The sequence below is a fragment of the Priestia sp. AB genome, assembly GCF_028369225.1.
Lineage (GTDB): Bacteria > Bacillota > Bacilli > Bacillales > Bacillaceae_H > Priestia > Priestia megaterium.
On sequence record NZ_JAQMYN010000001.1, the window covers coordinates 438888 to 464124 of the forward strand.

Genomic DNA, 25237 nt, shown 5'->3' on the forward strand with positions numbered 1-25237 from the left:
TGTCATTAGTTCGCTTTTTTTGATAAAAATTATTGTCGTAAATGTAAGAGAAAAACGTCGAAAAACAAAGAAAATAAGAGAAAATCGAATAAATTCCATTTAAAAGACTTTTTTCTAAAAAAATAAAGGAAATAATGTTGCATTGTCGAATTTGTCCTTTAGAATAAAGAATAGAGACACGTAGGAAACGACGTATAACATAAAGGACTGAGGAGGAAGCTGCATTGAAAAAAATTAAAGTATGCTTGGTTGATGATAATCGGGAACTAATTGGTTTGCTTGAAGATTATATTTCAGAGCAAGAAGACATGGAAGTAATCGGAGTAGCTTACAATGGACAAGAGTGTTTATCCATTTTAAAAGATAAAGATCCGGATGTTCTTGTATTAGATATTATTATGCCGCATCTAGATGGATTAGCAGTTTTAGGTCAGTTAAAAGAAATGAAAAAAGAAAATTATCCAAATGTCATTATGCTAACAGCATTTGGGCAAGAAGACGTAACGAAAAAAGCGGTTGATTTAGGAGCTGCTTATTTTATTCTAAAGCCGTTTGATATGGAAAACTTAGTGAATCATATTCGTCAAGTTAGCGGACAAACATCTTCATTTATGCAACGTTCATCTTCTTCCATGCGTTCACATCGCGACAGCAAACCAGCAAATTTAGATGCAAGCATTACGAGCATCATTCACGAAATTGGTGTACCTGCTCATATCAAAGGCTATTTGTATTTAAGAGAAGCCATTTCAATGGTATATAAGGATATTGAGCTGCTTGGGTCGATTACAAAAGTACTGTATCCTGATATTGCAAAAAAATATAATACAACGGCAAGCCGCGTTGAGCGCGCCATTCGTCATGCCATTGAAGTAGCATGGAGCCGAGGAAACATTGATTCCATTTCTTCATTATTCGGATATACTGTCAGCATGTCAAAAGCGAAGCCGACAAATAGTGAATTTATCGCCATGGTTGCGGATAAATTACGCCTTGAACATAAAGCGAGTTGAAAGGGATAGGACTGCTGGAATTACGGGGTTTTGAGTGAGCTGATACCTTTTGTAATACAGAGTACATGCCGATAAATTTTTGGAATTTACACTAGATAGTAAACTGAAAACCAATAAACTTTTTACTGCAGGGCCGATGAATTTTACTCATTCATTGGTCTTTTTATTTTGTTTTAAGAGGTGAAAATATTGAGGTTAATGGAACGTACATCTTGTTTTTCTTCATATCCATAATGGAGTATTTTATTGAAATAATTTATTTAATTGTTATGAGGGTTTTGTGTTTGAAAGAAGATTTAGAAGATGCATTGAAAAATTCATCTCCATATTTTAAATGGGATATAGATAAGTAAATTATAAAAAAGCAGCCTTCAGAAAAGGCTGCTTTTTTTAATCCATTAATTTAGCAATCGGTTTTGAAAGGAACAGAACAATAATTCCAAGTACAATTGTTACAGCTCCGATTAAGCTGAAGATATCGAAATAACCTAAAGACTGGGTATAAGATGCAAGAACACCCGCTAGCTTATTAGCGACAGCAGAGCTTGCCATCCATACGCCCATTAAAAGAGAAGCAAGCTTTAATGGAGCTAGTCTACTTACCATAGACAACCCTACTGGCGAAATCATAAGCTCAGCTAGCGTGTGCAGGAAGTAAGTGAAAATCATGAACAGGATATTTACTTTTAAAGCTGGGTCATTACCAGTATACATAACGGCTGGAATTAAAATTAAGAATCCTAATCCGACTGTTACAAGTCCCATACCCATTTTTGTTGGCGTTTTGAAATCACCGCGTTTTGAATTTCCGAGCTTGTACCAAACTAGTGACATAATTGGTGCTAAAATCATGATAAACAGCGGATTCAATGATTGGAACCACTCTGTTGGAACCGTGAAACTACCTATTTGACGATTAATTTGATCTTGAGCATATAGCGTTAAAGAACTTCCAGCCTGTTCAAAAGCTGTCCAGAAAGCAATAACAACGAAGGCTAGAATAACGATAGCAACCGTTCTTTTCTTTTCTCGTGCTGACAGCGGAGCAGTTGATGTTTGAGATGCCGCTGCGTGAACTTTTCCTGTAGGCTCTTTCCCGATATCACCTAAGTAGCGATTAGCCAGTAGGTTAAATAAAATTTGTCCAACAACCATTCCGATAGCTGCTGTTAAAAATCCGTATTTGTAACTCATTAATCCAACAACTAACGGTGCGAAAAATGCACCAAAGTTAATACCCATATAAAAAATGGTAAAAGCACCGTCACGGCGAGGATCATTTTCTTCATAGAGATCTCCGACCAATGTGGAGATATTTGGTTTGAAAAATCCGTTTCCGATAATTAATAAAGCAAGTCCGATATACAAAGCGGCTACGCTTTGATGAATAAAGATGGAAAAATTCCCGAGTGCCATAATCACACCACCGATAGTGATGGCTAGCCTTCTTCCGAGGAAGCGGTCTGTTAAATATCCGCCAATCATCGGCGTAATGTAAACAGCACTAGTAAATGTTCCATATAAGCTCAGTGCAGTTGCTTTATCTACCCCTAGTCCACCTTGAGCAGCGGTAGCAGTTAAATAAAGAACTAGAATGGCTCTCATTCCATAATAACTAAATCTTTCCCATGCCTCAGTAGCGAATAATAAGTACAGTCCAGGAGGGTGTTTTTTCCTAGACCCATTTGGCTGCTGATTTTCGTGTTGTACAGCTGCTTGCATAATGAAGTCCCCCTAAATTTTTCTCATACTATTTAATTCTTTTATTTGAATTGATCAAAAAATCAGAATATAAGTACTGGAATAAATATAATGTATTTTTATTTTAGTAGAAAAACAATAATTTCGTCAATGAAATTATATGGAAAAATCAAAAAATAATTAAATATACACAAAAAAGTATTAAATTACTTATTTAAAAGCATTTTTAAAAATACATTTATATTATTAAATATTCTAATATATGTTATGGGGAATGGAGTCGGAAGATAATACTATTTTGTAAATGAAAATTCAAAAGAAAAAAGGATCTGTTATTCAGATCCTTTTTTATCTTCGCTCGCATTTAATTCAGCAAGTTTCTGCAGCAAAATATGCTGAGGCATATGCATTAATTGCTCGAGGGGGATATTCAATTGTTCCGCTAATTTTACGGCTGTATCCGGTGAAATTTGCAGTGGTCTCATACACAATGACCTCCTTTTGCATATAAAGTAATGAAAGTGAAAAAGTATAAACAGTAAATTCGTGCTTTCACTATTAAGTAATGCTAAAGTTAATAATAAGTGATAATAGAGGAGTTGAGCAAGTATGTTTGTAATAGGTCATCGCGGCGCAGCTGGAACGTTCCCTGAAAATACGATGATTTCCTTCAAAGAAGCAGCGAGAGTTGGAGCACACGGAATTGAACTTGATGTGCATATGACAAAGGATGGAGAACTTGCTGTAATTCATGATGAAAAAGTAGATCGAACGACGAATGGAAAAGGGTATGTAAAAGATTTTACGTATCAAGATTTACAAAAATTAGATGCCAGCTACAAGTTCAAAAAAAAGTATGGAGTATGTAAAATCCCCACGTTAAATGAAGTAATGGAGTGGGCTTCAAGTGAAGGAATTAGTGTAAATATTGAGTTGAAAAACAATATATTTGACTATCCATACTTGGAAATGAAAGTTTTAGATTTAATTTATTTATACAAGATGAAGGACCGAACGATGATTTCATCTTTTAATCATAACAGCTTAGCCCGAATCGGTTCTCTGGATTCTACGATTGAAACAGCTATTTTATACTCTTATCCGATGTATGAGCCTTGGGTATATGCGCAGCATCTTGGCGCAAAAGCTCTTCACCCTAATCAGCGTACCGTGAATGAAGTAAATGTAGCCGCTTCAAAAGATTGTCAAATTCCAGTGCGACCTTACACAGTAAATGATGTAAAAGTAGCTGAGCAGCTTCGTAAATATGGATGTGAATCCGTTATTACTGATTATCCTGAAAAAATGGTGAAGCAATTTGGGGGGCGCTTTTCGTAAAAAAACATCGCATTAATGCGATGTTTTTTTATCTTTTTGAAATCTGTTTTGAACTTTGTTTCGCTTGCGGTCTCTGTGCAGAATAAAGCCAGCAACAAATCCAAGGCCAATTAAAAATAATAGAAGGCCGACTGAAAATTGCAAAAATAAAGAAGGGAACGGGGATTGCAGGATGCCAAAAATCATATCTCTCATAAGTTTAATGCCATAGCCAGCGAGTATACCAGGAATAAGTAAGATTAGCAGTGCGATAATTCGAACCATAACTGCTCCTTTCGCTTCTCTTTTTTAAAATGAATGCGTTTACATTGTGAAACCGTTATACTTGAATCATAAAAGAACTAAATAAATTGTCAAGAGCGTTTCTTTTTTTATATGATAGGTATATGCAATATTTTGCACGGGATATGTACATATTAAGTAGAAAAGGTGAAAAAATATGCAAAATGTGTTGATCGTTGGAGGAGGAAAAGGCGGATTAGCTATTCTGAAAATCTTGTTGGAAACAGAATTTATGAAAGTGATTGGTGTAGTAGACGTACGAGCTAACGCGCCGGCTGTTTTGCATGCGCAAGAACAAGATATTTCAACCGGAATGAATTGGGAGCCTTATATGACAAAGCAGCTCGATGTCATTGTTGAAACAACAGGTAAACAAGGCGTCTTTCAACAATTGCAAAGAAGCAAACCCGCTGATGCACTGGTAGTGCCGGGATTGGTTGCTGAAATTATGGCAAATCTGATGGAGGAAAAAGAAGAGTTAATTCAGAGGTTAAAGCAAGAATCGTATAAATATGATCTTATTTTTAACGCAGCTCATGATGCGATGGTCGTGATTGATAGGAATGGATATATTACGCTATTTAATCAAAGTGCCGAGCGTTTGACGAACTTTTCACACAGAGATGTAATTGGTAAGCATCTTCATGAAGTTATTCCAAATAGTAAGCTTGTTGATGTTCTTCATACAAAAACGATTGATCAAAATAGTGAATTTGTGTTAGATAGCGGACGGAAGGTAATTACCACTAGAATACCAATACTCGACGAGAATGGAGAGCTGTTTGGGGCCTTTTCGATTTTTAAAGATATTACGGACGTTGTCGGATTGGCAGAAGAAGTTACGAACTTAAAAGAAGTACAAACTATGCTTCAAGCTATTATTCAATCTTCTGAAGAAGCTATTTCGGTTGTCGATGAAGAAGGAAGAGGGATTTTAATTAATCCTGCCTATACGAGAATTACGGGTTTAAAAAAGACGGATATTATTGGTCAGCCCGCGACTGCCGATATTTCTGAAGGAGATAGTATGCACATGAAGGTGCTGCAAACAAGGCGTCCTGTTCGAGGTGTAAGAATGAGGCTCGGTCCGAGTAAAAGAGACGTGGTTGTCAATGTTGCCCCTGTTATTGTTGATGGAAAATTAAAAGGCAGCGTTGGTGTTATTCATGATATGTCTGAAATTCAAGAGCTTACAAATGAACTCAAAAGAGCGCGTCAAATTATCAGAACGCTTGAAGCGAAATATTCATTTGCTGATATCATTGGTCAATCTGAAGAGTTTCAGTTAGCAATTGAGCAGGCTAGACTTGCTGCCAAAACACCAGCTACTGTTTTGCTTAGAGGTGAATCTGGGACGGGTAAAGAGCTGTTCGCACATGCGATTCATAATGCGAGCAGCCGAAAGTTTAATAAATTTGTCCGGATTAACTGTGCTGCGCTTTCTGAGTCCTTGCTTGAAAGCGAACTTTTTGGGTACGAAGAAGGAGCTTTTTCCGGGGCAAAAAGAGGCGGGAAACGCGGCGTTTTTGAAGAAGCCAATAACGGTAGCATCTTTTTAGATGAAATCGGGGAGCTCTCAGCTCATATGCAGGCTAAGCTGCTTCGGGTGCTTCAAGAAAAAGAGCTTATTCGCGTTGGAGGAACGACTCCTATTCCGGTGAATGTTCGCGTTATTGCAGCTACGAATGTGAATTTAGAAAAAGGAATGGCTGATGGAAGCATCAGACAGGACTTGTATTATCGGCTAAACAAAATTCCGATTCACATACCTCCTCTTCGGAAGAGAAAAGAGGATATTGGTGCGCTTGTTACACACTTAATTACAAAAATTAATCAAGATTACGGCCGGCATGTTGAAGGAGTAACAGAGCGGGCTTTACAGTCATTAAGATCATACGATTGGCCAGGAAACGTTAGAGAGCTTGAAAACATATTAGGTAGAGCGATTATTTATATGCACTATACAGAAACAATGATTGATTCTGTTCATCTCCCTTCACTTGAAGGCAAGGGCAAAAAAGAAAAAAATCAGGTGAATGAAGAGGTAATGTTCGATGGGAAGACTTTAGCGCACATGATGGAAAATTACGAAGCGGAACTTATTCAAAAAGTGCTGCTTGCAAACGAGTATAACCGAACGAAAACAGCAAAACAGCTCAATATTTCCCTGCGTTCTTTGTATTATAAGTTGGAAAAATACAATCTTGCAAATAACAGCATGCAATAAAATGCATGGCGTGCAATTTATTGCATATAAATAGAGAGGTATTCTTTTTTTTCTATTTGTCGTTAGAATCAATAAAAAAATTTTTTTTTGTGCGTAAGAACGGATATAAGCAGCTATATTATGTAATATATGCAGTGGATGGCACAAATCTTGCATGTATTTTAGGTGACTGCATAAACGCGCAGTATGCTCTTTAAAACGGAGCAAAAGAAAGAATGAAAAAGGAGAGGTCGAACATTCCATGACTCTTGCTACCATCTTATCTCGGGTTGCTAAGCAGTCTTCTTTGACTGTTGCCATTGCCGCAGCTGAAGACTTAGAAACAATTGAGGCAGTGTATGAAGCTGTGTCAAGGGAAGTTTCTGAATTTATTTTGTTTGGCAACGAAACGACAATTAATGAATTATTCAGGCAGTACCGCCCATCCTTACTCACTCATAAGGCTGTGACGGTCGTACATACGGAGTCCGTTTTAGAAGCGGCTCAATTGGCTGTGCGTTCAGTTCAGCAAGGTCAAGCTCATATCGTAATGAAAGGGAATTTATCCACATCGCTTATTTTAAAAGCTGTGTTAAATAAAGAGCATGGTTTGCGTACGGGAAATGTTTTATCACATGTAGCTGTATTTGACGTTCCTCACTATGATCGTCCAATTCTTGTAACAGATGCAGCTATGAATATTACGCCGTCTCTGGAAGAGAAAGTTCAAATCATTCAAAATGCGGTGAACGTTGCCCACTCGATTGGGATCGAGATGCCAAAGGTAGCTCCTATTGCAGCGGTTGAAGTTGTGAACCCTTTGATGCCTGCAACAGTAGAGGCTGCACTTCTTACACAGATGAACCGCAGAGGACAAATTAAAGGCTGCGTTATTGATGGACCTTTAGCACTCGACAATGCCATTAACATAGAAGCAGCCAAGCAAAAAGGCATTCAAAGTGAAGTTGGCGGTCAAGCAGATATATTACTCGTTCCAGCAATTGAAACAGGGAACGTCTTATATAAATCCCTCATTTATTTTGCTAAAGCAAAAGTTGGAGCTATTCTAGCAGGAGCAGAAGCTCCGGTCGTCTTAACATCCAGAGCAGATTCATCAGAAAGTAAATTATACTCACTGGCGCTTGCTATCAGCGTCGCTCAACAGAATTCTTAGGAGGCACTAACAATGAAAATTTTTGACTATATGGAAACATACGATTACGAGCAGTTATTATTTTGCCAAGATAAAGATTCAGGCTTAAAAGCCATTATTGCCATTCACGATACAACAATTGGACCAGCTCTAGGCGGTACGAGAATGTGGACATATGAATCAGAAGAGGCTGCAATTGAAGACGCGCTTCGTTTATCACGCGGAATGACTTATAAAAATGCAGCAGCAGGCTTGAATTTAGGAGGAGGGAAAACGGTTATTATCGGAGATCCTCGCAAAGACAAAAATGAAGCGATGTTCCGTGCATTTGGTCGCTTTATTCAAGGGTTAAATGGTCGATATATTACAGCAGAAGATGTGGGCACAACGGTAGAGGATATGGATATTGTATATGAGGAAACGGATTATGTAACGGGTGTATCTCCTGCTTTTGGTTCATCAGGCAATCCATCACCAGTCACAGCCTACGGCGTATACCGAGGAATTAAAGCAGCAGCAAAAGAAGCATTTGGAACAGATATGCTTGAAGGAAAAGTAGTAGCTGTCCAAGGCGTAGGAAACGTAGCATATAATTTATGCCGCCACCTCCACGAAGAAGGAGCGAAACTTATTGTAACGGATATTAATAAAGAAGCTGTTCAGCGTGCGGTAGAAGAATTTGATGCGCAAGCAGTAGACCCGAATGATATTTATGGTGTAGAATGTGATATCTATGCTCCTTGTGCACTCGGAGCAACGATTAACGATGAAACGATCCCTCAAATAAAAGCAAAAGTTATTGCAGGGGCAGCTAATAATCAATTGAAAGAAACGCGTCATGGTGATTTAATCCATGAATTAGGCATTGTATATGCACCGGACTATGTTATTAACGCAGGAGGCGTTATTAACGTAGCTGATGAGCTAGTTGGATATAACCGTGAGCGTGCGCTGAAAAAAGTTGAAGGTATTTATGATAATATTGAAAAGGTAGTTGAAATCTCAAAGCGAGATGGCATTCCAACCTATCTAGCAGCAGATCGCTTAGCTGAAGAAAGAATTGAAAAGCTGCGTCGTTCACGCAGTCAATTTTTACAAAATGGACAGCATATTTTAAGTAGACGTCATACGCGCTAATGTTTGAGCTGAAGGCTAGGCAAAAGGAATAAATGAAATCCTTTCGACCTAGCCTTCGTTTATGAGAATGATAAGGTAGGAGGACATTTGTTGGATATGCACGAATATCGAATGCTGATAATAAATCCGGGTTCAACGTCTACAAAAATTGGCGTGTTTCACAACGATAAACCAATTTTTGATCGAACAATCCGCTACGATTCACAGCAAATGAATCAGTTTGAGACGATATATGCACAGTATGAGTTCCGTAAAAACTCGATTTTAGAGGCACTTGATGAAGAAGGGATTAATTTATCTAAATTAAGTGCAGTATGTGGAAGAGGAGGGCTTTTACGCCCGATTGAAGGCGGCACATACGAAGTAAATCAAGCCATGCTCAAAGATTTAAAAGACGGTTATGCCGGCCATCATGCTTCAAATTTAGGCGGGATTTTAGCATTTGAGATTGCGTCTGGATTAAATATTCCAGCATACATTGTTGATCCAGTGGTGGTAGATGAGTTAAGTGACATCGCTCGTATCTCAGGAACTCCTTTTATGGAAAGGAAAAGCATCTTTCACGCGCTGAATCAAAAATCGGTTGCTCGAAAAGTGGCTAAAGAAATGAATAGCACATATGAACAAATGAGCGTTATTGTTACCCATATGGGTGGAGGCATTACAGTCGGAGTTCATCAACGCGGAAAAGTAATTGATGTGAACAATGGCCTGCACGGTGACGGTCCTTTTAGTCCAGAGCGCGCTGGCGGTGTACCGGTTGGTGAATTAGTTCGTCTTTGCTTTTCAGGTCAGTATTACCGCGAGGAGATTATGAAAATGCTTGTAGGAAAAGGTGGGCTTGTCGGTTATTTGGGCACATCTGACGTGCAGAAAGTCGAAGCGCTAGTGAAAAATGGAAACGAAAAAGCTAAGCTTATCTACGAAGCAATGGCTTATCAAATTTCGAAGGAAATTGGAGCTGCCAGTACGGTATTGCATGGAAAAGTAGATGCCATTATTTTAACGGGAGGCATTGCTTATTCAAAAGCGTTTGTTGAGCTGATTATTAATCATGTAAAGTGGATTGCAGATGTTATTGTTTATCCTGGAGAAAATGAGCTTCAAGCGCTAGCTGAAGGGGCTCTCCGAGTGCTTACAGGTGAAGAAGAAGTGAAGGAATATAAAGGCGCTTAATAGCGTTTGCAGAAAGGTGTGAAGCAGTGTGGCAAAAGAATATGATTTGGTCATTCTCGGCGGTGGAACCGGAGGGTACGTAGCAGCTATTCGTGCCTCTCAGTTAGGTCTATCGGTAGCGGTTGTAGAAAAAAATAAGTTAGGCGGCACATGCCTGCACGCAGGGTGTATCCCAAGCAAAGCTTTACTAAGAAGTGCAGAAGTCTACCAAACGGCTAAGAAAAGCAGTGAATTTGGCGTAGAAACGTCCAATGTACTATTGAACTATGCACGTGTACAAGAACGAAAGTCAGAAATTGTTTCACAGTTACATAATGGTGTTAAACAGCTAATGAAAAAAGGTAAAATTGACGTATATGAAGGAATTGGACGTATTTTAGGACCTTCTATTTTTTCTCCTATGCCAGGAACTATCTCCGTCGAATTAAAAAGCGGTGAAGAAAACGAAATGCTTATTCCAAAGAATGTAATTGTCGCAACCGGGTCTCGTCCTAGAACATTACCTGGTCTAACGATTGACGGAGAGAAAGTAATCACTTCAGATGAAGCATTAAAGATGGAAACACTTCCTGCTTCTATTATTATTGTGGGAGGCGGGGTCATTGGAATTGAATGGGCGTCAATGCTCACAGATTTTGATGTTGATGTAACGGTTGTGGAATACAGCGATCGAATTTTACCAACAGAAGATCAAGATATCTCCCGTGAAATGACGAAGCTTTTAAAAGCAAAAGGAGTTAACATTATTACTTCTGCTAAAGTAATGGCTGATACACTGTCTATTGATGGTCAGGTGAAAATTTCCGCTCAAGTAGGAGACGATATGCAAGAATATGAAGCAGAAAAGCTGCTTGTATCTGTAGGGCGTCAAGCGAATGTCGAAGGAATTGGTCTCGAGAATACTGATATTGTAGTAGAAAACGGTGTGATTGCCACAAATGATTTTTATCAAACGAAAGAATCTCATATCTACGCAATTGGAGATGTGATTGGCGGACTGCAGCTTGCACATGTAGCTTCTCACGAAGGAATTGTAGCTGTGGAGCATTTACATGGTGAAAAGCCTTTGAAGATTGATTACACAACAATCTCTAAATGCGTATACAGCAGCCCGGAGGCAGCAAGTGTAGGATTAACAGAACAAGAAGCAAAACAGCAAGGGTTTCAGCTGAAGGTTGGAAAGTTTCCGTTTAAGGCCGTTGGAAAAGCTCTTGTATATGGAGAGGCAGAGGGATTTGTTAAAATTATTGCTGATGCCGACACAAATGATGTCCTTGGTGTGCATATGATTGGACCTCACGTGACGGATATGATCTCTGAAGCAGGTCTTGCAAAGGTATTGGATGCTACACCATGGGAAATTGCTCATACCATTCATCCTCACCCTAGCCTTTCAGAAGCGATGGGAGAAGCTTCATTAGCTGTAGATGGAAAAGCGATTCATTTTTGATGATTAAAGGAGGTTTAAACATGACAAAAAACCGTCATGAATCATTAGGATTAACTGATGAACAATTACTTGAAATGTACCGCACTATGCTGCTTGCACGAAAAATTGATGAGCGTATGTGGCTATTAAATCGTGCAGGGAAGGTGCCTTTTGTTATTTCATGTCAAGGTCAGGAAGCCGCTCAAGTTGGCGCAGCTTTTGCCTTAAATAGAGAGAATGATTACATATTACCTTATTACCGCGATCTGGGTGTTGTGCTAGCATTTGGAATGACTGCGCGCGATTTAATGCTTTCTGGGTTTGCTAAAGCAGAAGATCCAAACTCAGGAGGTCGTCAAATGCCAGGTCACTTTGGCCATAAGGAAAAGCGAATTGTAACAGGATCTTCTCCAGTTACAACACAGGTGCCTCATGCAGTAGGAATCGCTTTAGCAGGACGATTGGAGAAAAAAGACTTAGTAACGTTTGTGACGTTTGGAGAAGGATCTTCTAACCAAGGAGATTTCCACGAAGGCGCGAACTTTGCAGGTGTTCATAAGCTTCCTGTTATCTTTATGTGTGAAAATAACAAGTATGCGATTTCTGTTCCGGTTGAAAAGCAGCTAGGATGCGCAAAAGTATCTGATCGTGCAATTGGATATGGTATGCCAGGCTACACAATTGATGGAAACGATGTCCTTGAAGTATACCGAGTGGTAAAAGAAGCAAGAGAACGTGCATCCAGAGGAGAAGGGCCTACTCTTATTGAAACTGTTTCAGAGCGTTTGACTGCCCATTCAAGTGATGACGATGATCGTGCATATCGCGGAGCAGAAGAATTGTCTGAAGCTAAAAAGAGCGATCCGCTGGCGTATTTTGCGACTTATTTAAAAGAGGTTAACGTGTTAACCGATGAACGAGAAAAACAAATGCTTGATGATATTATGAACATCGTTAATGATGCAACAGATTATGCTGAAAACGCTCCTTATGCAGAAGCGGAATCGGCTTTAAAATACGTGTACGGTGAGTAAGGAGGAGAACATATGCCGGTTATTTCATATATTGATGCAGTAACAATGGCCATTCGTGAAGAAATGGAAAGAGATTCCCGCGTGTTTGTATTAGGAGAAGACGTAGGGAAAAAAGGCGGCGTATTTAAAGCGACCAACGGACTATACGAACAGTTCGGGGAAGAAAGAGTCATTGACACACCTCTTGCAGAGTCTGCTATTGCAGGCGTAGGAATCGGAGCGGCAATGTACGGCATGCGTCCGATTGCTGAAATGCAATTTGCTGATTTTATTATGCCTGCAGTCAATCAAATTGTGTCAGAAGCAGCGAAAATTCGCTATCGTTCTAATAATGATTGGAGTTGTCCAATTACAATTCGAGCTCCTTACGGCGGCGGAGTTCACGGTGCTCTTTATCATTCTCAATCTGTTGAAGCACTATTTGCCAATACGCCAGGGTTAAAGATTGTGATGCCTTCTACGCCTTATGACGTAAAGGGACTATTAAAAGCAGCTATTCGTGATGATGATCCAGTTCTTTTCTTTGAGCATAAGCGTGCGTACCGTTTGATTAAAGGAGAAGTCCCTGAAGATGATTATGTACTTCCGATTGGCAAAGCAGATGTAAAGAGAGAAGGAGACGACATCACGGTTATTACATATGGTCTTTGTGTACACTTTGCTCTTCAAGCTGCTGAAAAACTGGAAGCAGACGGTATTTCAGCACACATCTTAGATTTAAGAACGGTCTATCCGCTTGATAAAGAAGCTATTATTGAAGCAGCATCTAAAACAGGTAAAGTACTGCTTTTAACGGAAGACAACAAAGAAGGCAGCATCATGAGCGAAGTAGCAGCTATTATTGCTGAACACTGCTTATTCGATTTAGATGCGCCAATTCAGCGCCTTGCTGGCCCTGATGTTCCAGCTATGCCGTATGCACCAACAATGGAAAAATATTTTATGGTGAATCCCGATAAAGTAGAAAAAGCAATGAGAGAATTAGCTCAATTTTAAAAGGAGTTGTATCAATTGGCTATTGAAAAAATTACGATGCCGCAGCTCGGTGAAAGTGTAACAGAAGGTACAATTAGCAAATGGCTCGTTTCTGTTGGAGATCACGTAAATAAGTACGACCCGTTAGCTGAAGTCATGACGGATAAAGTAAATGCTGAAGTGCCTTCTTCTTTTAGTGGAACAATTAAAGAGTTAATTGCAGGTGAAGATGATACTTTGCCTGTAGGAGAAGTGATTTGTTTAATTGAAGTAGAAGGAACTGTACCTCAAAAAGAACAGAAAACATCTGATAAGACTGTAGAAGAATCAGCGTCAAAAACAGCGGACAGTCAATCCAATAAAAGTCGATACTCTCCAGCTGTTATGCGTCTGTCACAAGAGCATAATATTAATTTAGATACCGTGACAGGAACAGGGGCGGGCGGCCGCATTACGAGAAAAGATATTTTAGCTGTTATTGAAAAAGGCGGAGCTGCTGAAGTGAAAGAAACACCTGCAGCAACAGTTCAGCCAGAAGCACCTGTAGCAGCAGCTGCTCCAAAAACGCAGCAGCCCGCGCCGGTTGTGTCTGCAGCAGGAGATCAAGAAATCCCTGTTACAGGCGTGCGTAAAGCTATTGCAGCAAATATGCTTCGCAGCAAGCACGAAATTCCGCATGCATGGACAATGGTTGAAGTTGATGTAACGAACTTAGTTTCTTATCGTGATGCATTAAAGACGGAGTTCAAACAAAAAGAAGGTTTTAACTTAACGTATTTTGCGTTCTTCGTAAAAGCCGTGGCTCAAGCTTTAAAAGAATTCCCTCAAATGAATTCAATGTGGGCAGGAGACCGTATTGTTCAGAAAAAGGACATTAATGTATCCATTGCTGTTGCAACAGACGATGCTTTATTTGTGCCGGTTATTAAACAAGCCGATGAAAAGACAATCAAAGGTATTGCGCGTGAAATTACAGAGCTCGCGCAAAAAGTTCGTACGGGTTCATTGAAGTCTGAAGACATGCAGGGCGGAACGTTTACTGTTAACAACACAGGATCATTTGGTTCCGTTCAATCAATGGGAATTATTAATTACCCGCAAGCGGCTATTTTACAAGTAGAATCTATTGTAAAACGTCCGGTTATTATTGATAACATGATTGCTGTTCGAGATATGGTTAACTTATGTTTATCACTTGATCACCGCGTGTTAGACGGCTTGGTGTGCGGAAGATTCCTGGCAAGAGTTAAAGAGATTTTAGAATCTACTTCTAAAGAGAATACGTCCGTCTATTAAAACAGAGACTGGCACAAAAATATTTTAGCTGAAGGAAGATCCGAACGATGAATTGAGATTCTTGAAAGAGAATCCAAATCGTTCGGATTTTTTTATGGTGATAGTAAACGTAGGTTAATTATGTCCCGTCCTCTTTTTATTTTGAAGCAATGATTGAACAATTTGTAAAAGATGTATTAAAATAAAAGAAGAATCATCAAACTTCAAAGTGTAATCATCTCGGTTTAGCAGGCAGCTATTAACTGTAAAGGGGCATGGAAATGAAAACAAATACATTATCATTTCATGAATTTACACGTACACCTAAAGAAGATTGGGCACAGGAAGTTAGCAAAAATACCGCGATCTCTTCAAAAGAAACGTTAGAAAACATCTTTTTGAAACCGCTTTATTTCGAAAGTGATACGGCACATTTAGACTACTTACAGCAGAGTCCGGCGGGAATAGATTGTTTAAGAGGAGCCGGTAAAGAATCATACATACTAGGGGAATGGGAAATCACCCAAAAAATCGACTTACCTTCTATTAAAGAAAGCAATAAACTTCTTTTACACAGTTTGAGAAATGGACAAAATACGGCCGCTTTTACATGCAGTGAAGCAATGAGGCAAGGGAAAGACGTTGATGAAGCAACTGAAGCTGAAGTAGCCTCAGGCGCTACAATTTCTACTTTAGAGGATGTTGCTCATTTGTTTCAGCATGTAGCTCTTGAAGCGGTGCCTTTATTTTTAAATACGGGATGTACATCCGTTCCGCTTCTTTCGTTTCTAAAAGCATACTGTGTTGATCATAACTTTAATATGAGACAGCTAAAAGGAACGGTTGGAATGGATCCGCTCGGCACCCTTGCTGAATATGGAAGAGTTCCACTTTCTACTCGAGATTTATACGATCATTTAGCTTACGCAACGCGTTTGGCTCACAGTAATGTTCCAGAGCTCAAAACGATCATTGTATCAAGCATTCCTTACCATAACAGCGGTGCAAACGCTGTTCAAGAACTAGCTTATATGCTTGCTACAGGGGTGCAGTATATTGATGAATGCATAAAACGCGGTTTGTCCTTACATCAAGTTTTACCTCATATGACCTTTTCTTTTTCAGTTAGCTCACATTTATTTATGGAAATATCAAAACTTCGTGCTTTTCGCATGCTTTGGGCAAATGTGGTTCGTGCTTTTGATGACACGGCCGTTTCAGTGCCGTTTATCCATACAGAAACGTCACATCTTACACAGTCTAAAGAAGACATGTATACAAATGCATTAAGGAGCACGGTTCAAGCATTTGCTTCTATTGTAGGAGGAGCGGATAGTCTGCATATTGAACCATATGATTCCGTCACCTCTTCATCTTCTCAGTTCGCTCATCGCCTTGCCCGTAACACTCACTTAATTTTGCAGCACGAAACACATATATCAAAAGTAATGGATCCTGCTGGAGGCTCTTGGTACGTTGAAGCCTACACACATGAATTAATGACAAAAGCTTGGGAGTTATTTGGCAACATTGAAGACCACGGCGGAATGGAAGAAGCTTTAAAACAAGGGAGAATTCAAGATGAAGTTGAACAAATGAAAGTAAAAAGACAAGAGGATATAGAGTGCCGAATTGAGCGCTTAATCGGAGTCACACACTATGCTCCTAAGCAACAGGATGTATCTCAAGAGATAAAAAGCACGCCGTTTAAAAAAGAAGAAATAAAAATGGGTAAATACAGTGACCAGAACACTTCGGAATTTTCATCAAATCTTTCAGTAGAGGACTATACAAAGCTAGCATCTAAAGGGGTAACAGCAGGGGGAATGCTAAAACAAATGGCGAAGCAGACACAGCCTGACAGTGTTGTGCCGCTCACTAAGTGGAGAGCAGCAGAGAAGTTTGAAAAAATACGGGTTTATACAAAGGGGATGAGCATTGGCATTATGGAGCTCACCGATCCTAGCAGCCGTAAAAAAACTGAGATTGCCCGGTCTTTATTTGAAAGCGCAGGTTTTGCGTGTGAAACAATTAAAAACATAGATTCCTATGTCGAGATAGCAGATTGGATGAATGAACAAAAGCACGAAGCATATGTGATCTGTGGAAGTGATGAACTCGTGGAAAAGCTCTTAACAAAAGCGATGACTTATTTTGAGGAAGATTCCGTTTATGTGTACGTAGTAGGGGAAGAACATGTATCACGCAAAACGCAGTGGCAGCAAAAAGGTGTAATGAGCGTCATACATCCTAAGACGAATGTTATTCAATGCGTTAAGAAGTTATTATGTGCTTTGGAGGTAGAAGTTCATGTATAAAAAGCCTTCTTTTTCTAATATTTCATTATCATTTTCAAAGCAGCAAAGGGAAGATGACGTGACTCAAAGTTCATTCACTGCCTTTCAAACAAATGAACAAATTGAATTAAAATCAGTATATACAAAAAAGGACAGAGATAGCCTCGACTTTATTCACTTTGCACCTGGTGTCCCCCCGTTTGTGAGAGGACCGTATGCAACGATGTATGTGAATCGGCCTTGGACTATTAGACAGTACGCAGGATACTCAACGGCGGAGGAAAGCAATGCCTTTTACCGCCGAAACCTAGCTGCTGGACAGAAAGGGCTGTCTGTTGCTTTTGACCTTGCTACCCACCGCGGCTATGACTCTGATCATCCAAGAGTTGTTGGAGATGTAGGGAAAGCAGGTGTGGCAATTGATTCAATGATAGATATGAAGCAGCTGTTTGAAGGGATTCCGCTTGATCAAATGTCCGTGTCGATGACAATGAACGGGGCGGTGCTTCCTATTTTAGCTTTCTACATCGTAACAGCTGAAGAACAAGGCGTAAAAAAAGAAAAGCTGGCTGGAACGATTCAAAATGATATTTTAAAAGAATATATGGTGCGCAATACGTATATTTATCCTCCTGAGATGTCAATGCGAATCATTGCGGATATTTTTAAATATACAGCGGAGTACATGCCGAAATTTAACAGTATTAGTATATCAGGCTATCATATGCAAGAAGCAGGTGCTCCAGCAGACTTAGAACTTGCTTATACGCTTGCAGACGGACTTGAATATGTACGAACCGGCTTGAAAGCGGGGATTACAATTGACGCATTTGCTCCGAGGCTATCCTTTTTCTGGGCAACTGGAATGAACTATTTTATGGAAGTAGCAAAAATGAGAGCAGGAAGGCTGCTATGGGCAAAACTAATGAAGCAGTTTGAGCCGGATAATCCTAAATCTTTAGCTCTTAGAACGCATTCTCAAACGTCCGGCTGGAGCTTAACGGAGCAGGATCCATTTAATAATGTTATTAGAACATGCGTCGAAGCTTTGGCTGCAGTATCAGGACATACGCAGTCGCTTCATACAAACGCACTGGATGAAGCGATTGCTCTTCCAACTGATTTTTCAGCTAGAATTGCCCGAAATACGCAGCTTTATTTACAAAATGAAACGGAGATTTGTTCCGTTATTGATCCTTGGGGAGGCTCTTATTATGTGGAATCATTAACGAATGAATTAATGATAAAAGCGTGGAAGCACCTTGAGGAAATAGAGAAGCTCGGCGGAATGACAAAAGCAATAGAAGCAGGCGTACCTAAAATGAAGATAGAAGAAGCCGCTGCGCGCAGACAAGCAAGAATAGACTCGCAGGCAGAAATTATTGTAGGTGTGAATCAGTTTCAGCCGGAGCAAGAAGAACCGCTTGATATTCTTGATATTGATAACACAGCAGTTCGAATGAAGCAGCTGGAAAAGTTAAAGAAAATACGCAGTGAACGTGACCAACAAGCGGTAATCGAAGCGCTTAATCGACTTACCAATTGTGCCAAAACAGGTGAAGGGAATCTCCTTGCTTTTGCGGTTGAAGCTGCGAGAGCTAGAGCTACACTAGGTGAAATTTCAGAAGCTATTGAGAAAGTGGCTGGAAGACACCAGGCTACTTCTAAGTCAGTCAGCGGGGTATACAGTGCGGAGTTTGTGCATCGAGATCAAATCGAAGAAGTTCGAAAGCTCACGGCTGAATTTTTAGAGGAAGAAGGAAGGCGCCCAAGAATTTTAGTCGCAAAAATGGGGCAAGACGGTCACGACAGAGGATCGAAAGTTATTTCAACAGCCTTTGCTGACCTTGGATTTGATGTTGATATCGGTCCTTTATTTCAAACGCCTCAAGAAACAGCAAGGCAAGCTGTAGAAAACGACGTACATGTGATTGGCATAAGCTCTTTGGCAGCCGGGCATAAAACGTTACTGCCGCAGCTTGTTGATGAGTTAAAGAAATTAGAGCGCGACGATATCGTTGTTATTGTCGGAGGCGTTATTCCTAAACAAGACTACTCATTTCTTTTAGAACACGGCGCTTCTGCAATCTTTGGACCTGGAACAGTAATCCCAAAAGCGGCCGTTTCCGTTTTACATGAAATAAAGAAACGGTTAGAAGAATAGTTGGTGAAGACAATTGGTGAAATTAAAAACGGTACAAGATTATAAACAAGGGCTGCTTGAAGGAAAAAGAACAGCGTTAGCTCAAGCTATTACTTTAATTGAAAGTAAAGCGCCGAAGCATAAAGTAATAGCACAACAGCTGATTAAAGAAATCTATCCTCATACGGGGCATTCAGTGCGCATTGGTTTTACAGGCGTACCCGGAGCGGGAAAAAGTACGCTGATTGACAAATTTGGGTCGTACCTATGCAAAAATGGCCATTCCGTTGCAGTTTTGGCAGTTGATCCAAGCAGTACCTTGTCTGGAGGAAGTATTTTAGGAGATAAAACGAGAATGGAGCTTCTTACCAAACAAGAGAATGCTTTTGTCCGTCCTTCACCTTCTCAAGGAACGCTTGGAGGTGTTCATCTTAAAACGAGAGAAGCCATTTTTCTTTGTGAAGCGGCTGGGTATAACATCATATTTGTTGAAACGATGGGTGTTGGCCAAGGTGAAATGATTGTAAAAGAGATGGTAGACTTCTTTGTTTTGCTCGCTTTAACCGGAGCAGGAGATGATTTGCAAGGAATTAAAAAAGGGCTGCTTGAATGGGTTAATTTGATTTGTGTAAATAAAGCAGATGGGGATAACCGGCTAAAAGCAGAAGTGACTGCAAAAGAATACGAAAGCATCATCGGCTTCCTTCACGGTCATTCTGGAGGATGGAATCCACAGGTCATCACAACTTCTGCTTATGAAGAAGCATCATTTCAAGACTTGTGGAAGATAATTTGTGACTATAAGGAATGGATGAATAAAAATGATCTGTTTTATACAGTAAGGCAAAAGCAAATGAAGGCATGGTTACAAGCAAGTGTTAATGAATATTTACAAGAATCATTTTATGAACATCCTTTAGTTAAGCAAAAACTAGGGGATGTCGAAAAACAAATGATGACGGGAGATGCCACAATGGCTGAAGCTCTCGAACACTTGATTAAAATCTATCAGCAGGCGATGAAAGAAATGTAAAAAAGGATCCTGCATTTTATGCGGATCCTTCTACACTAGGGAGTTAAGAGTATGGTTTTCTAGCTGTGAAAATAGTATCACCATTTTTTTTCTTGTTTAATCTTGATTACCAACAAAAAATGAGTCAAAGCAATCGCCTTTTTAGTTTTCGTTTGCTATGATAAAGAATAGATAGCAAAAGGGAGGTATGAAAATGAATATCGATTTTAACTTGTTTATGAACGACGTTGTTCGTCAAGCCCGTAAAGAAATTACAGCTGCTGGTTATACAGAATTAACGACGGCTGAAGCGGTAGATGAAACGTTTAAACAGCCTGGTACAACGCTTGTAATGGTGAATTCAGTTTGCGGTTGTGCAGGAGGTATTGCAAGACCTGCTGCAGCGCACGCTGTACATTATGATAAACGTCCAACAAACTTGGTTACAGTATTTGCTGGGCAAGATAAAGAAGCAACTGCACGTGCACGCGAATACTTTGAAGGTTATCCGCCTTCATCTCCATCTTTCGCCTTATTAAAAGACGGAAAAATTATCACAATGGTAGAGCGTCACGAAATTGAAGGCCACGAGCCAATGTCAGTTGTGATGAAGCTGCAAGAAGCATTCGAACAGCACTGTGAAGAAGTGTAAGAGAGAAGCCGTTTTGAACGGCTTCTTTTTTTATGCGTTTTTTTACCTATCTGTATGCAGACTTTCTAACGAGTGGAAAATGTTGAGAAAAGGTATTTTCAAATAGTGAAACTTATATTTAAAAAAGATATTGCATATTTATAATGTTGTGTTAAAATACATTTATATGAATATATATTTAAATTTCGACATTTACTTGCAATAGCAAAAAACTTATTTCATAATATTATTAATTTTTAAAAAATAATGTAAGGAATAAACTAGGGGGAACGAAGATGAAATTGAAGAAGTGGTTATCGGTAACGGCAATTGGTCTTTTAACAGCAGGCGTTTTAGCTGCATGCGGAGCAGGAGAAGGAACGTCTAATGGCGGAGCAAGCAGCGACGACAAAGATAAAAAAGTACTAGTAATGGGAACATCAGCAGATTACCCACCATTTGAATATATTGATACGGCAAAAGGTGATAGTGAAGCAATCGGATTTGACGTAGATTTAGCAAAAACAATCGGTAAAAAGTTAGGCTATGACGTACAGGTGAAGGATATGGAATTTGGCGGATTAATTCCAGCTTTACAATCTAATAAAGTCGATTTAGTTTTAGCTGGTATGACGCCAACTGAAAAGCGCAAAAAGAACGTGGACTTCTCAGACGTATATTATGAAGCAAAAAACATGATTGTATCGAAGAAAGATGCGCCAATTAAAAATGCAGAAGAACTAAAAGGAAAAACAGTCGGTGTACAAACTTCTTCTATTCAAGCAGACGAAGCAAAAGAAATTGCAAAAGAAGTTGACGGAGTAAATGTAACAACGCGTGACCGTATTCCAGAACTAATTCAAGAAATGAAATCAAATCGTATCGATGCAGCGATTATTGAAGATACAGTAGCTAAAGGATATGTGAACAAAGACAAAAGCTTGCAAATGTCTGATACAGGACGTCCAGATTCAAGTAAAGGATCAGCAATCGCATTTCCTAAAGACAGCAAGCTAACGAATGACTTTAACCGTGAATTAAAGAAAATGAAAGAAAACGGTGAATTGGATAAATTAATCGTTAAGTGGTTTGACGACCAAAAATAAGAATGATAGTTAGAGAGGAATGGAACTAGGCATGAATTTGGATTTTTCGCAAATCGTGCCTTCTATGCCTTATATTTTAAAAGGGATAGGGGTAACGATACAGATAGTCCTAGCTTCAGCAATTTTAGGGTTTGTGCTGGGAGTTATTTTATCTTTATGTAAAATCAGCCGCAATAAACCTCTTCAATGGTTTGCGGATGCATATACGTCCGTGTTTCGCGGAACACCGCTTGTACTGCAATTATTATTAATATACTTTGGATTACCTCAGCTGCTCGGGTTTGATATTGCCCCGTTTCCAGCGGCCGTTGCTGCGTTCGGGCTAAACTCTGCAGCATATATATCTGAAATTATTCGCGCTGGTATTTTAGCTGTTGATAAAGGACAGCGTGAAGCGGCATTAGCGTTAGGAATTCCTTATCGCCGCATGATGGGACAAATTATTTTGCCACAGGCACTTAAAAATATTTTACCTGCTTTAATGAATGAGTTCATTACATTAACAAAGGAATCAGCTATCGTTACAGTTATTGGAGCACTCGACATTATGCGCCGTGCTTACATTGTAGGGGGAGAAAAATTCGCCTACCTTGAACCGTTAATTTTTGCAGGGTTGATTTATTATGTAATGGTAATGGGCTTAACGCTCCTTGGTAAAGCAGTCGAGAGGAGAATGAGAAAAGGTGATTAACGTTGAAAATTTACACAAATCATTTGGTAAAAATGAAGTTTTAAAAGGTATTTCAACTACGATTAAAGAAAAAGAAGTCGTAGCTGTTATTGGCCCTTCTGGTTCTGGTAAATCTACTTTTTTACGCTGTATGAACCTGCTTGAAGAACCGACGAGCGGATTAGTTTCAATTAACGGTCAAGTGATTACAGATAAAAAAACAAACATTATGCGTGTGCGTGAAAATGTAGGAATGGTATTTCAGCATTTTCACTTGTTTCCACATATGACCGTGCTTGAAAATTTGACGTATGCTCCGATGACGGTAAAAGGCGTGTCAAGAGAAAAGGCTGTTGCTAAAGGCAAGGAATTACTCCAAAAAGTGGGACTTGCTCAAAAAGCCAACGAGTTTCCAAATCGCTTATCGGGCGGTCAAAAGCAGCGTGTAGCTATTGCCAGAGCACTCGCAATGGAGCCGAAAGTGATGCTGTTTGACGAACCAACATCAGCATTGGATCCAGAGATGGTAAAAGAAGTACTAGATGTAATGAAGTCGCTAACAGAAACAGGAATGACGATGGTCATTGTAACGCATGAAATGGGATTTGCACGAGAAGTAGCGGATCGTGTGCTGTTTTTAGACGGCGGTGTCCTTGTTGAAGATGCGCCTCCGGCTGAATTTTTCTCAGCGCCTAAAAGCAAGCGTGCTAAAGATTTCTTAGAAAAGATTTTATAATAAAAAAGTGCAGGAAGAGTACGATCTTCTCTGCACTTTTTTTATTGAAATTTATACGGTACAGCAAGATTTAAGGTTGTGTTATTTTTCTATTCGTGTTAATAAAGAATAGAGTATTTTATCACACTAAAAAGAAACCAACATGTAGGAGTCTAGAAAATGAAATTTAAAATTGGGTACCGGACAATTAAAACAGCCGTCGGTACATCACTGGCTATTATTATAGCTCAGTTCTTTCACCTCGAGTTTTTTGTATCAGCTGGAATTATCACCATTTTGTGCATTCAAAATTCAAAGAAAAAATCGTTGCGAAGTGCAAGCGATCGTTTTATTGCTTGTTCTTTATCCATTCTGTTTTCGTTTATATTCTTTGAAGGGATTGCTTATCATCCACTTGTTATAGGACTGATGCTGCTTTTGTTTATCCCTGTTACGGTTATATTCAAAGTTAATGCAGGCATTGTTACAAGCTCCGTTATTTTGCTTCATATTTACTCCAAAGGCAATATGACATGGGGAATCGTCTTTAATGAACTTGGCTTAATTGTAATTGGGATAGGTGTTGCCCTGCTTGTAAATTTATACATGCCAAGTTTAGATCAAGAGCTTCGCACGTATCAGCAAGAAATTGAAGAAAATTTCCGGTCGATGTTAAAAGAAATTGCCCTGTATCTCAGAACCAATGACAGCAGTTGGGATGGTAAGGAAATTGCAGATACGGTAAAAATTTTAGAAAAAGCAAAAAGCCTTGCGTTTCGTGATGTAGAAAATCATTTTGTGCGTGGAGAAAATTATTATTACCGCTATTTTAAAATTCGTGAAAAACAGCTCGAAATTATTGAGCGTACCCTCCCTCTCATTACCGCTATTGATTTGGTGGTAGAACAGCGCTACATGATTGCTGATTTCATTGAAGAATTAAGTCTATCCATCCACCCCGGTAATACAGCAAAATTATTTTTAGCCAAACTTCAGCATTTACGAGAAGCGTTTGCAGAGATGCCGCTTCCCAAAACGCGGGAAGAGTTTGAAGCGCGTGCCGATTTACTGCACGTAGTCAAAGAAATTGAACAATATTTGGTTATTAAACAAACCTTAAAAATAAGTTAAACAGTATGCATGTTGTTTATCTTGCTTACGAACACTAAATAAGACAAGAGATATCTCTCTTATCTTTTACTTAGGACTAACGTAAGGTGGTGGATTACGTGCATGTGTTTGCTTTTATCCTTTTACTACTATCTCCGGTTTGGCCATTAGGAGAAAATCCGTTGCCAAATGATCCTTATATTATTATTAATAAACAAAGCAATGAGCTTGCTTATATTCAAAATAAAGAAATTAAACAAATTATTAAAGTAGCAACGGGGAAAACAGTTAATCTGACGCCCGAAGGGGAGTTCACGGTAACAGTAAAAGCTGTTAATCCCTATTATCGGAGAAGTAATATTGAAGGAGGCGCTCCTCAAAATCCTCTAGGTGTAAGGTGGATTGGATTTGATGCAAGAGAGACTGACGGACGTATTTACGGCATTCACGGTACAAATCAGCCGGATTCCATCGGTAAATATGTATCGAATGGCTGTATTCGCGTAGAAAATCGTGAAGTAAGCCATTTATATGATCAAGTCCCGTTAGGTACAAAAGTATGGATTGTATCTACAGATCAATCTTTTGAAGAGTTAGCCGCTCAAAAAGGCATTGTGAATATACAGCAAAAGACTGGTGACTAGTCACCAGTCTTTTTTATATGTTTGCATTGCACAAAGAAGCAGCAGTGCATCTATGTTTTTAGTCATCAGTCTCGATTAGAACCACATGGCAAGTCCCGCTAAAAGCGTAGATATTAACATGACAAGAAGCATTAAAAACACAATGGTTTTTTGGATTTTCTTATTAGACATACAACCAAAGTCCTCCTAC

The 25237-nt window shown here is 39.4% G+C and carries 23 protein-coding genes; 19 read left to right on the forward strand and 4 right to left on the reverse strand.

The features are described 5' to 3' along the window. The first annotated feature begins 224 nt into the window (after positions 1–224). Positions 225–1013, forward strand: coding sequence for a sporulation transcription factor Spo0A (spo0A, locus tag POF52_RS02265; protein ID WP_013084985.1), 789 nt, complete (start codon positions 225–227; stop codon positions 1011–1013). 390 nt (positions 1014–1403) lie between these two features. On the opposite strand, the gene POF52_RS02270 is transcribed toward spo0A, so the two are convergent. Together POF52_RS02270 and POF52_RS02275 are read right to left on the reverse strand one after the other, a co-directional pair. Further along, positions 1404–2735 carry a peptide MFS transporter gene (locus tag POF52_RS02270; RefSeq protein ID WP_013084983.1) on the reverse strand — a complete coding sequence of 444 codons (1332 nt, stop codon included), beginning with the start codon at positions 2733–2735 and terminating at the stop codon, positions 1404–1406. Between the two features lie 311 nt (positions 2736–3046). Next, complete coding sequence (locus POF52_RS02275; RefSeq protein ID WP_013059130.1) at positions 3047–3199, reverse strand: YycC family protein; 153 nt, start codon at positions 3197–3199, stop codon at positions 3047–3049. A gap of 124 nt (positions 3200–3323) precedes the next feature. On the opposite strand from POF52_RS02275, the gene POF52_RS02280 reads away from it, so the two are divergent. Further along, positions 3324–4052, forward strand: coding sequence for a glycerophosphodiester phosphodiesterase (locus POF52_RS02280; protein WP_116514846.1), 729 nt, complete (start codon positions 3324–3326; stop codon positions 4050–4052). A gap of 12 nt (positions 4053–4064) precedes the next feature. On the opposite strand, the gene POF52_RS02285 is transcribed toward POF52_RS02280, so the two are convergent. Next, positions 4065–4316 carry a DUF2627 domain-containing protein gene (locus POF52_RS02285; protein ID WP_013059128.1) on the reverse strand — a complete coding sequence of 84 codons (252 nt, stop codon included), beginning with the start codon at positions 4314–4316 and terminating at the stop codon, positions 4065–4067. A gap of 175 nt (positions 4317–4491) precedes the next feature. Here POF52_RS02285 and POF52_RS02290 point away from each other — a divergent pair, with 175 nt between their 5' ends. The 17 genes from POF52_RS02290 (at position 4492) to POF52_RS02370 (ending at position 25047) form a co-directional block, all read left to right on the forward strand. Further along, complete coding sequence (locus POF52_RS02290; protein WP_013084981.1) at positions 4492–6561, forward strand: sigma-54 interaction domain-containing protein; 2070 nt, start codon at positions 4492–4494, stop codon at positions 6559–6561. A 241-nt stretch (positions 6562–6802) separates the two neighbouring features. Then, on the forward strand, positions 6803–7714 hold the full coding sequence (gene yqiS, locus POF52_RS02295; RefSeq protein ID WP_416433646.1) for a phosphate butyryltransferase: 912 nt from the start codon (positions 6803–6805) through the stop codon (positions 7712–7714). 12 nt (positions 7715–7726) lie between these two features. Continuing rightward, the gene (bcd, locus tag POF52_RS02300; RefSeq protein WP_034648962.1) at positions 7727–8830 is read left to right on the forward strand and encodes a branched-chain amino acid dehydrogenase; all 1104 of its coding nucleotides are present in this window, start codon (positions 7727–7729) and stop codon (positions 8828–8830) included. 96 nt (positions 8831–8926) lie between these two features. Further along, positions 8927–10006, forward strand: coding sequence for a butyrate kinase (buk, locus tag POF52_RS02305; protein WP_373685833.1), 1080 nt, complete (start codon positions 8927–8929; stop codon positions 10004–10006). Positions 10007–10034: 28 nt separating this feature from the next. Next, positions 10035–11456, forward strand: a complete 1422-nt coding sequence (gene lpdA / locus POF52_RS02310; RefSeq protein WP_034648963.1) for a dihydrolipoyl dehydrogenase — start codon at positions 10035–10037, stop codon at positions 11454–11456. Positions 11457–11476: 20 nt separating this feature from the next. Further along, the gene (locus POF52_RS02315; RefSeq protein ID WP_271989494.1) at positions 11477–12469 is read left to right on the forward strand and encodes a thiamine pyrophosphate-dependent dehydrogenase E1 component subunit alpha; all 993 of its coding nucleotides are present in this window, start codon (positions 11477–11479) and stop codon (positions 12467–12469) included. Positions 12470–12481: 12 nt separating this feature from the next. Beyond that, positions 12482–13465: an alpha-ketoacid dehydrogenase subunit beta gene (locus POF52_RS02320; RefSeq protein WP_013084975.1), complete on the forward strand. Its 984-nt coding sequence runs from the start codon at positions 12482–12484 to the stop codon at positions 13463–13465. Positions 13466–13480: 15 nt separating this feature from the next. Then, a complete protein-coding gene (locus tag POF52_RS02325) occupies positions 13481–14740 on the forward strand; it encodes a dihydrolipoamide acetyltransferase family protein (protein ID WP_271989498.1) in 1260 nt (419 codons plus the stop codon). A 260-nt stretch (positions 14741–15000) separates the two neighbouring features. Further along, complete coding sequence (locus tag POF52_RS02330; protein WP_271989500.1) at positions 15001–17037, forward strand: methylmalonyl-CoA mutase family protein; 2037 nt, start codon at positions 15001–15003, stop codon at positions 17035–17037. Then, positions 17030–19180 carry a methylmalonyl-CoA mutase gene (gene scpA / locus POF52_RS02335; protein WP_271989502.1) on the forward strand — a complete coding sequence of 717 codons (2151 nt, stop codon included), beginning with the start codon at positions 17030–17032 and terminating at the stop codon, positions 19178–19180. The genes POF52_RS02330 and scpA overlap by 8 nt, the downstream gene beginning before the upstream one ends. A gap of 16 nt (positions 19181–19196) precedes the next feature. Continuing rightward, positions 19197–20192 carry a methylmalonyl Co-A mutase-associated GTPase MeaB gene (gene meaB, locus POF52_RS02340; protein ID WP_047932148.1) on the forward strand — a complete coding sequence of 332 codons (996 nt, stop codon included), beginning with the start codon at positions 19197–19199 and terminating at the stop codon, positions 20190–20192. A 193-nt stretch (positions 20193–20385) separates the two neighbouring features. Next, positions 20386–20823 carry a BrxA/BrxB family bacilliredoxin gene (locus POF52_RS02345; RefSeq protein WP_013084970.1) on the forward strand — a complete coding sequence of 146 codons (438 nt, stop codon included), beginning with the start codon at positions 20386–20388 and terminating at the stop codon, positions 20821–20823. A gap of 281 nt (positions 20824–21104) precedes the next feature. Further along, positions 21105–21908 (forward strand): transporter substrate-binding domain-containing protein, encoded by an 804-nt coding sequence (locus POF52_RS02350; RefSeq protein WP_026106695.1) that lies wholly within the window; start codon positions 21105–21107, stop codon positions 21906–21908. A gap of 31 nt (positions 21909–21939) precedes the next feature. Continuing rightward, positions 21940–22599: an amino acid ABC transporter permease gene (locus tag POF52_RS02355; RefSeq protein ID WP_013059114.1), complete on the forward strand. Its 660-nt coding sequence runs from the start codon at positions 21940–21942 to the stop codon at positions 22597–22599. Next, positions 22592–23314 carry an amino acid ABC transporter ATP-binding protein gene (locus POF52_RS02360; RefSeq protein ID WP_074893523.1) on the forward strand — a complete coding sequence of 241 codons (723 nt, stop codon included), beginning with the start codon at positions 22592–22594 and terminating at the stop codon, positions 23312–23314. The genes POF52_RS02355 and POF52_RS02360 overlap by 8 nt, the downstream gene beginning before the upstream one ends. A gap of 159 nt (positions 23315–23473) precedes the next feature. After that, the gene (locus tag POF52_RS02365) at positions 23474–24424 is read left to right on the forward strand and encodes an aromatic acid exporter family protein (protein WP_013059112.1); all 951 of its coding nucleotides are present in this window, start codon (positions 23474–23476) and stop codon (positions 24422–24424) included. Positions 24425–24522: 98 nt separating this feature from the next. After that, positions 24523–25047 (forward strand): L,D-transpeptidase, encoded by a 525-nt coding sequence (locus tag POF52_RS02370; protein WP_014458269.1) that lies wholly within the window; start codon positions 24523–24525, stop codon positions 25045–25047. A gap of 75 nt (positions 25048–25122) precedes the next feature. Here POF52_RS02370 and prli42 read toward each other — a convergent pair whose 3' ends face one another. Next, complete coding sequence (prli42, locus tag POF52_RS02375) at positions 25123–25218, reverse strand: stressosome-associated protein Prli42 (protein WP_149917156.1); 96 nt, start codon at positions 25216–25218, stop codon at positions 25123–25125. Positions 25219–25237: the final 19 nt, after the last annotated feature.

Excerpts from the sequence above, each read along its gene's own strand:
- POF52_RS02270 (WP_013084983.1), bottom strand. The coding sequence starts at position 2,735 with ATGCAAGCAGCTGTACAACACGAAAATCAGCAGCCAAATGGGTCTAGG.
- POF52_RS02275 (WP_013059130.1), bottom strand. The coding sequence starts at position 3,199 with ATGAGACCACTGCAAATTTCACCGGATACAGCCGTAAAATTAGCGGAA.
- POF52_RS02280 (WP_116514846.1), top strand. The coding sequence starts at position 3,324 with ATGTTTGTAATAGGTCATCGCGGCGCAGCTGGAACGTTCCCTGAAAAT.
- POF52_RS02285 (WP_013059128.1), bottom strand. The coding sequence starts at position 4,316 with ATGGTTCGAATTATCGCACTGCTAATCTTACTTATTCCTGGTATACTC.
- POF52_RS02290 (WP_013084981.1), top strand. The coding sequence starts at position 4,492 with ATGCAAAATGTGTTGATCGTTGGAGGAGGAAAAGGCGGATTAGCTATT.
- yqiS (WP_416433646.1), top strand. The coding sequence starts at position 6,803 with ATGACTCTTGCTACCATCTTATCTCGGGTTGCTAAGCAGTCTTCTTTG.
- bcd (WP_034648962.1), top strand. The coding sequence starts at position 7,727 with ATGAAAATTTTTGACTATATGGAAACATACGATTACGAGCAGTTATTA.
- buk (WP_373685833.1), top strand. The coding sequence starts at position 8,927 with ATGCACGAATATCGAATGCTGATAATAAATCCGGGTTCAACGTCTACA.
- POF52_RS02315 (WP_271989494.1), top strand. The coding sequence starts at position 11,477 with ATGACAAAAAACCGTCATGAATCATTAGGATTAACTGATGAACAATTA.
- POF52_RS02320 (WP_013084975.1), top strand. The coding sequence starts at position 12,482 with ATGCCGGTTATTTCATATATTGATGCAGTAACAATGGCCATTCGTGAA.
- POF52_RS02330 (WP_271989500.1), top strand. The coding sequence starts at position 15,001 with ATGAAAACAAATACATTATCATTTCATGAATTTACACGTACACCTAAA.
- scpA (WP_271989502.1), top strand. The coding sequence starts at position 17,030 with ATGTATAAAAAGCCTTCTTTTTCTAATATTTCATTATCATTTTCAAAG.
- POF52_RS02345 (WP_013084970.1), top strand. The coding sequence starts at position 20,386 with ATGAATATCGATTTTAACTTGTTTATGAACGACGTTGTTCGTCAAGCC.
- POF52_RS02355 (WP_013059114.1), top strand. The coding sequence starts at position 21,940 with ATGAATTTGGATTTTTCGCAAATCGTGCCTTCTATGCCTTATATTTTA.
- POF52_RS02365 (WP_013059112.1), top strand. The coding sequence starts at position 23,474 with ATGAAATTTAAAATTGGGTACCGGACAATTAAAACAGCCGTCGGTACA.
- prli42 (WP_149917156.1), bottom strand. The coding sequence starts at position 25,218 with ATGTCTAATAAGAAAATCCAAAAAACCATTGTGTTTTTAATGCTTCTT.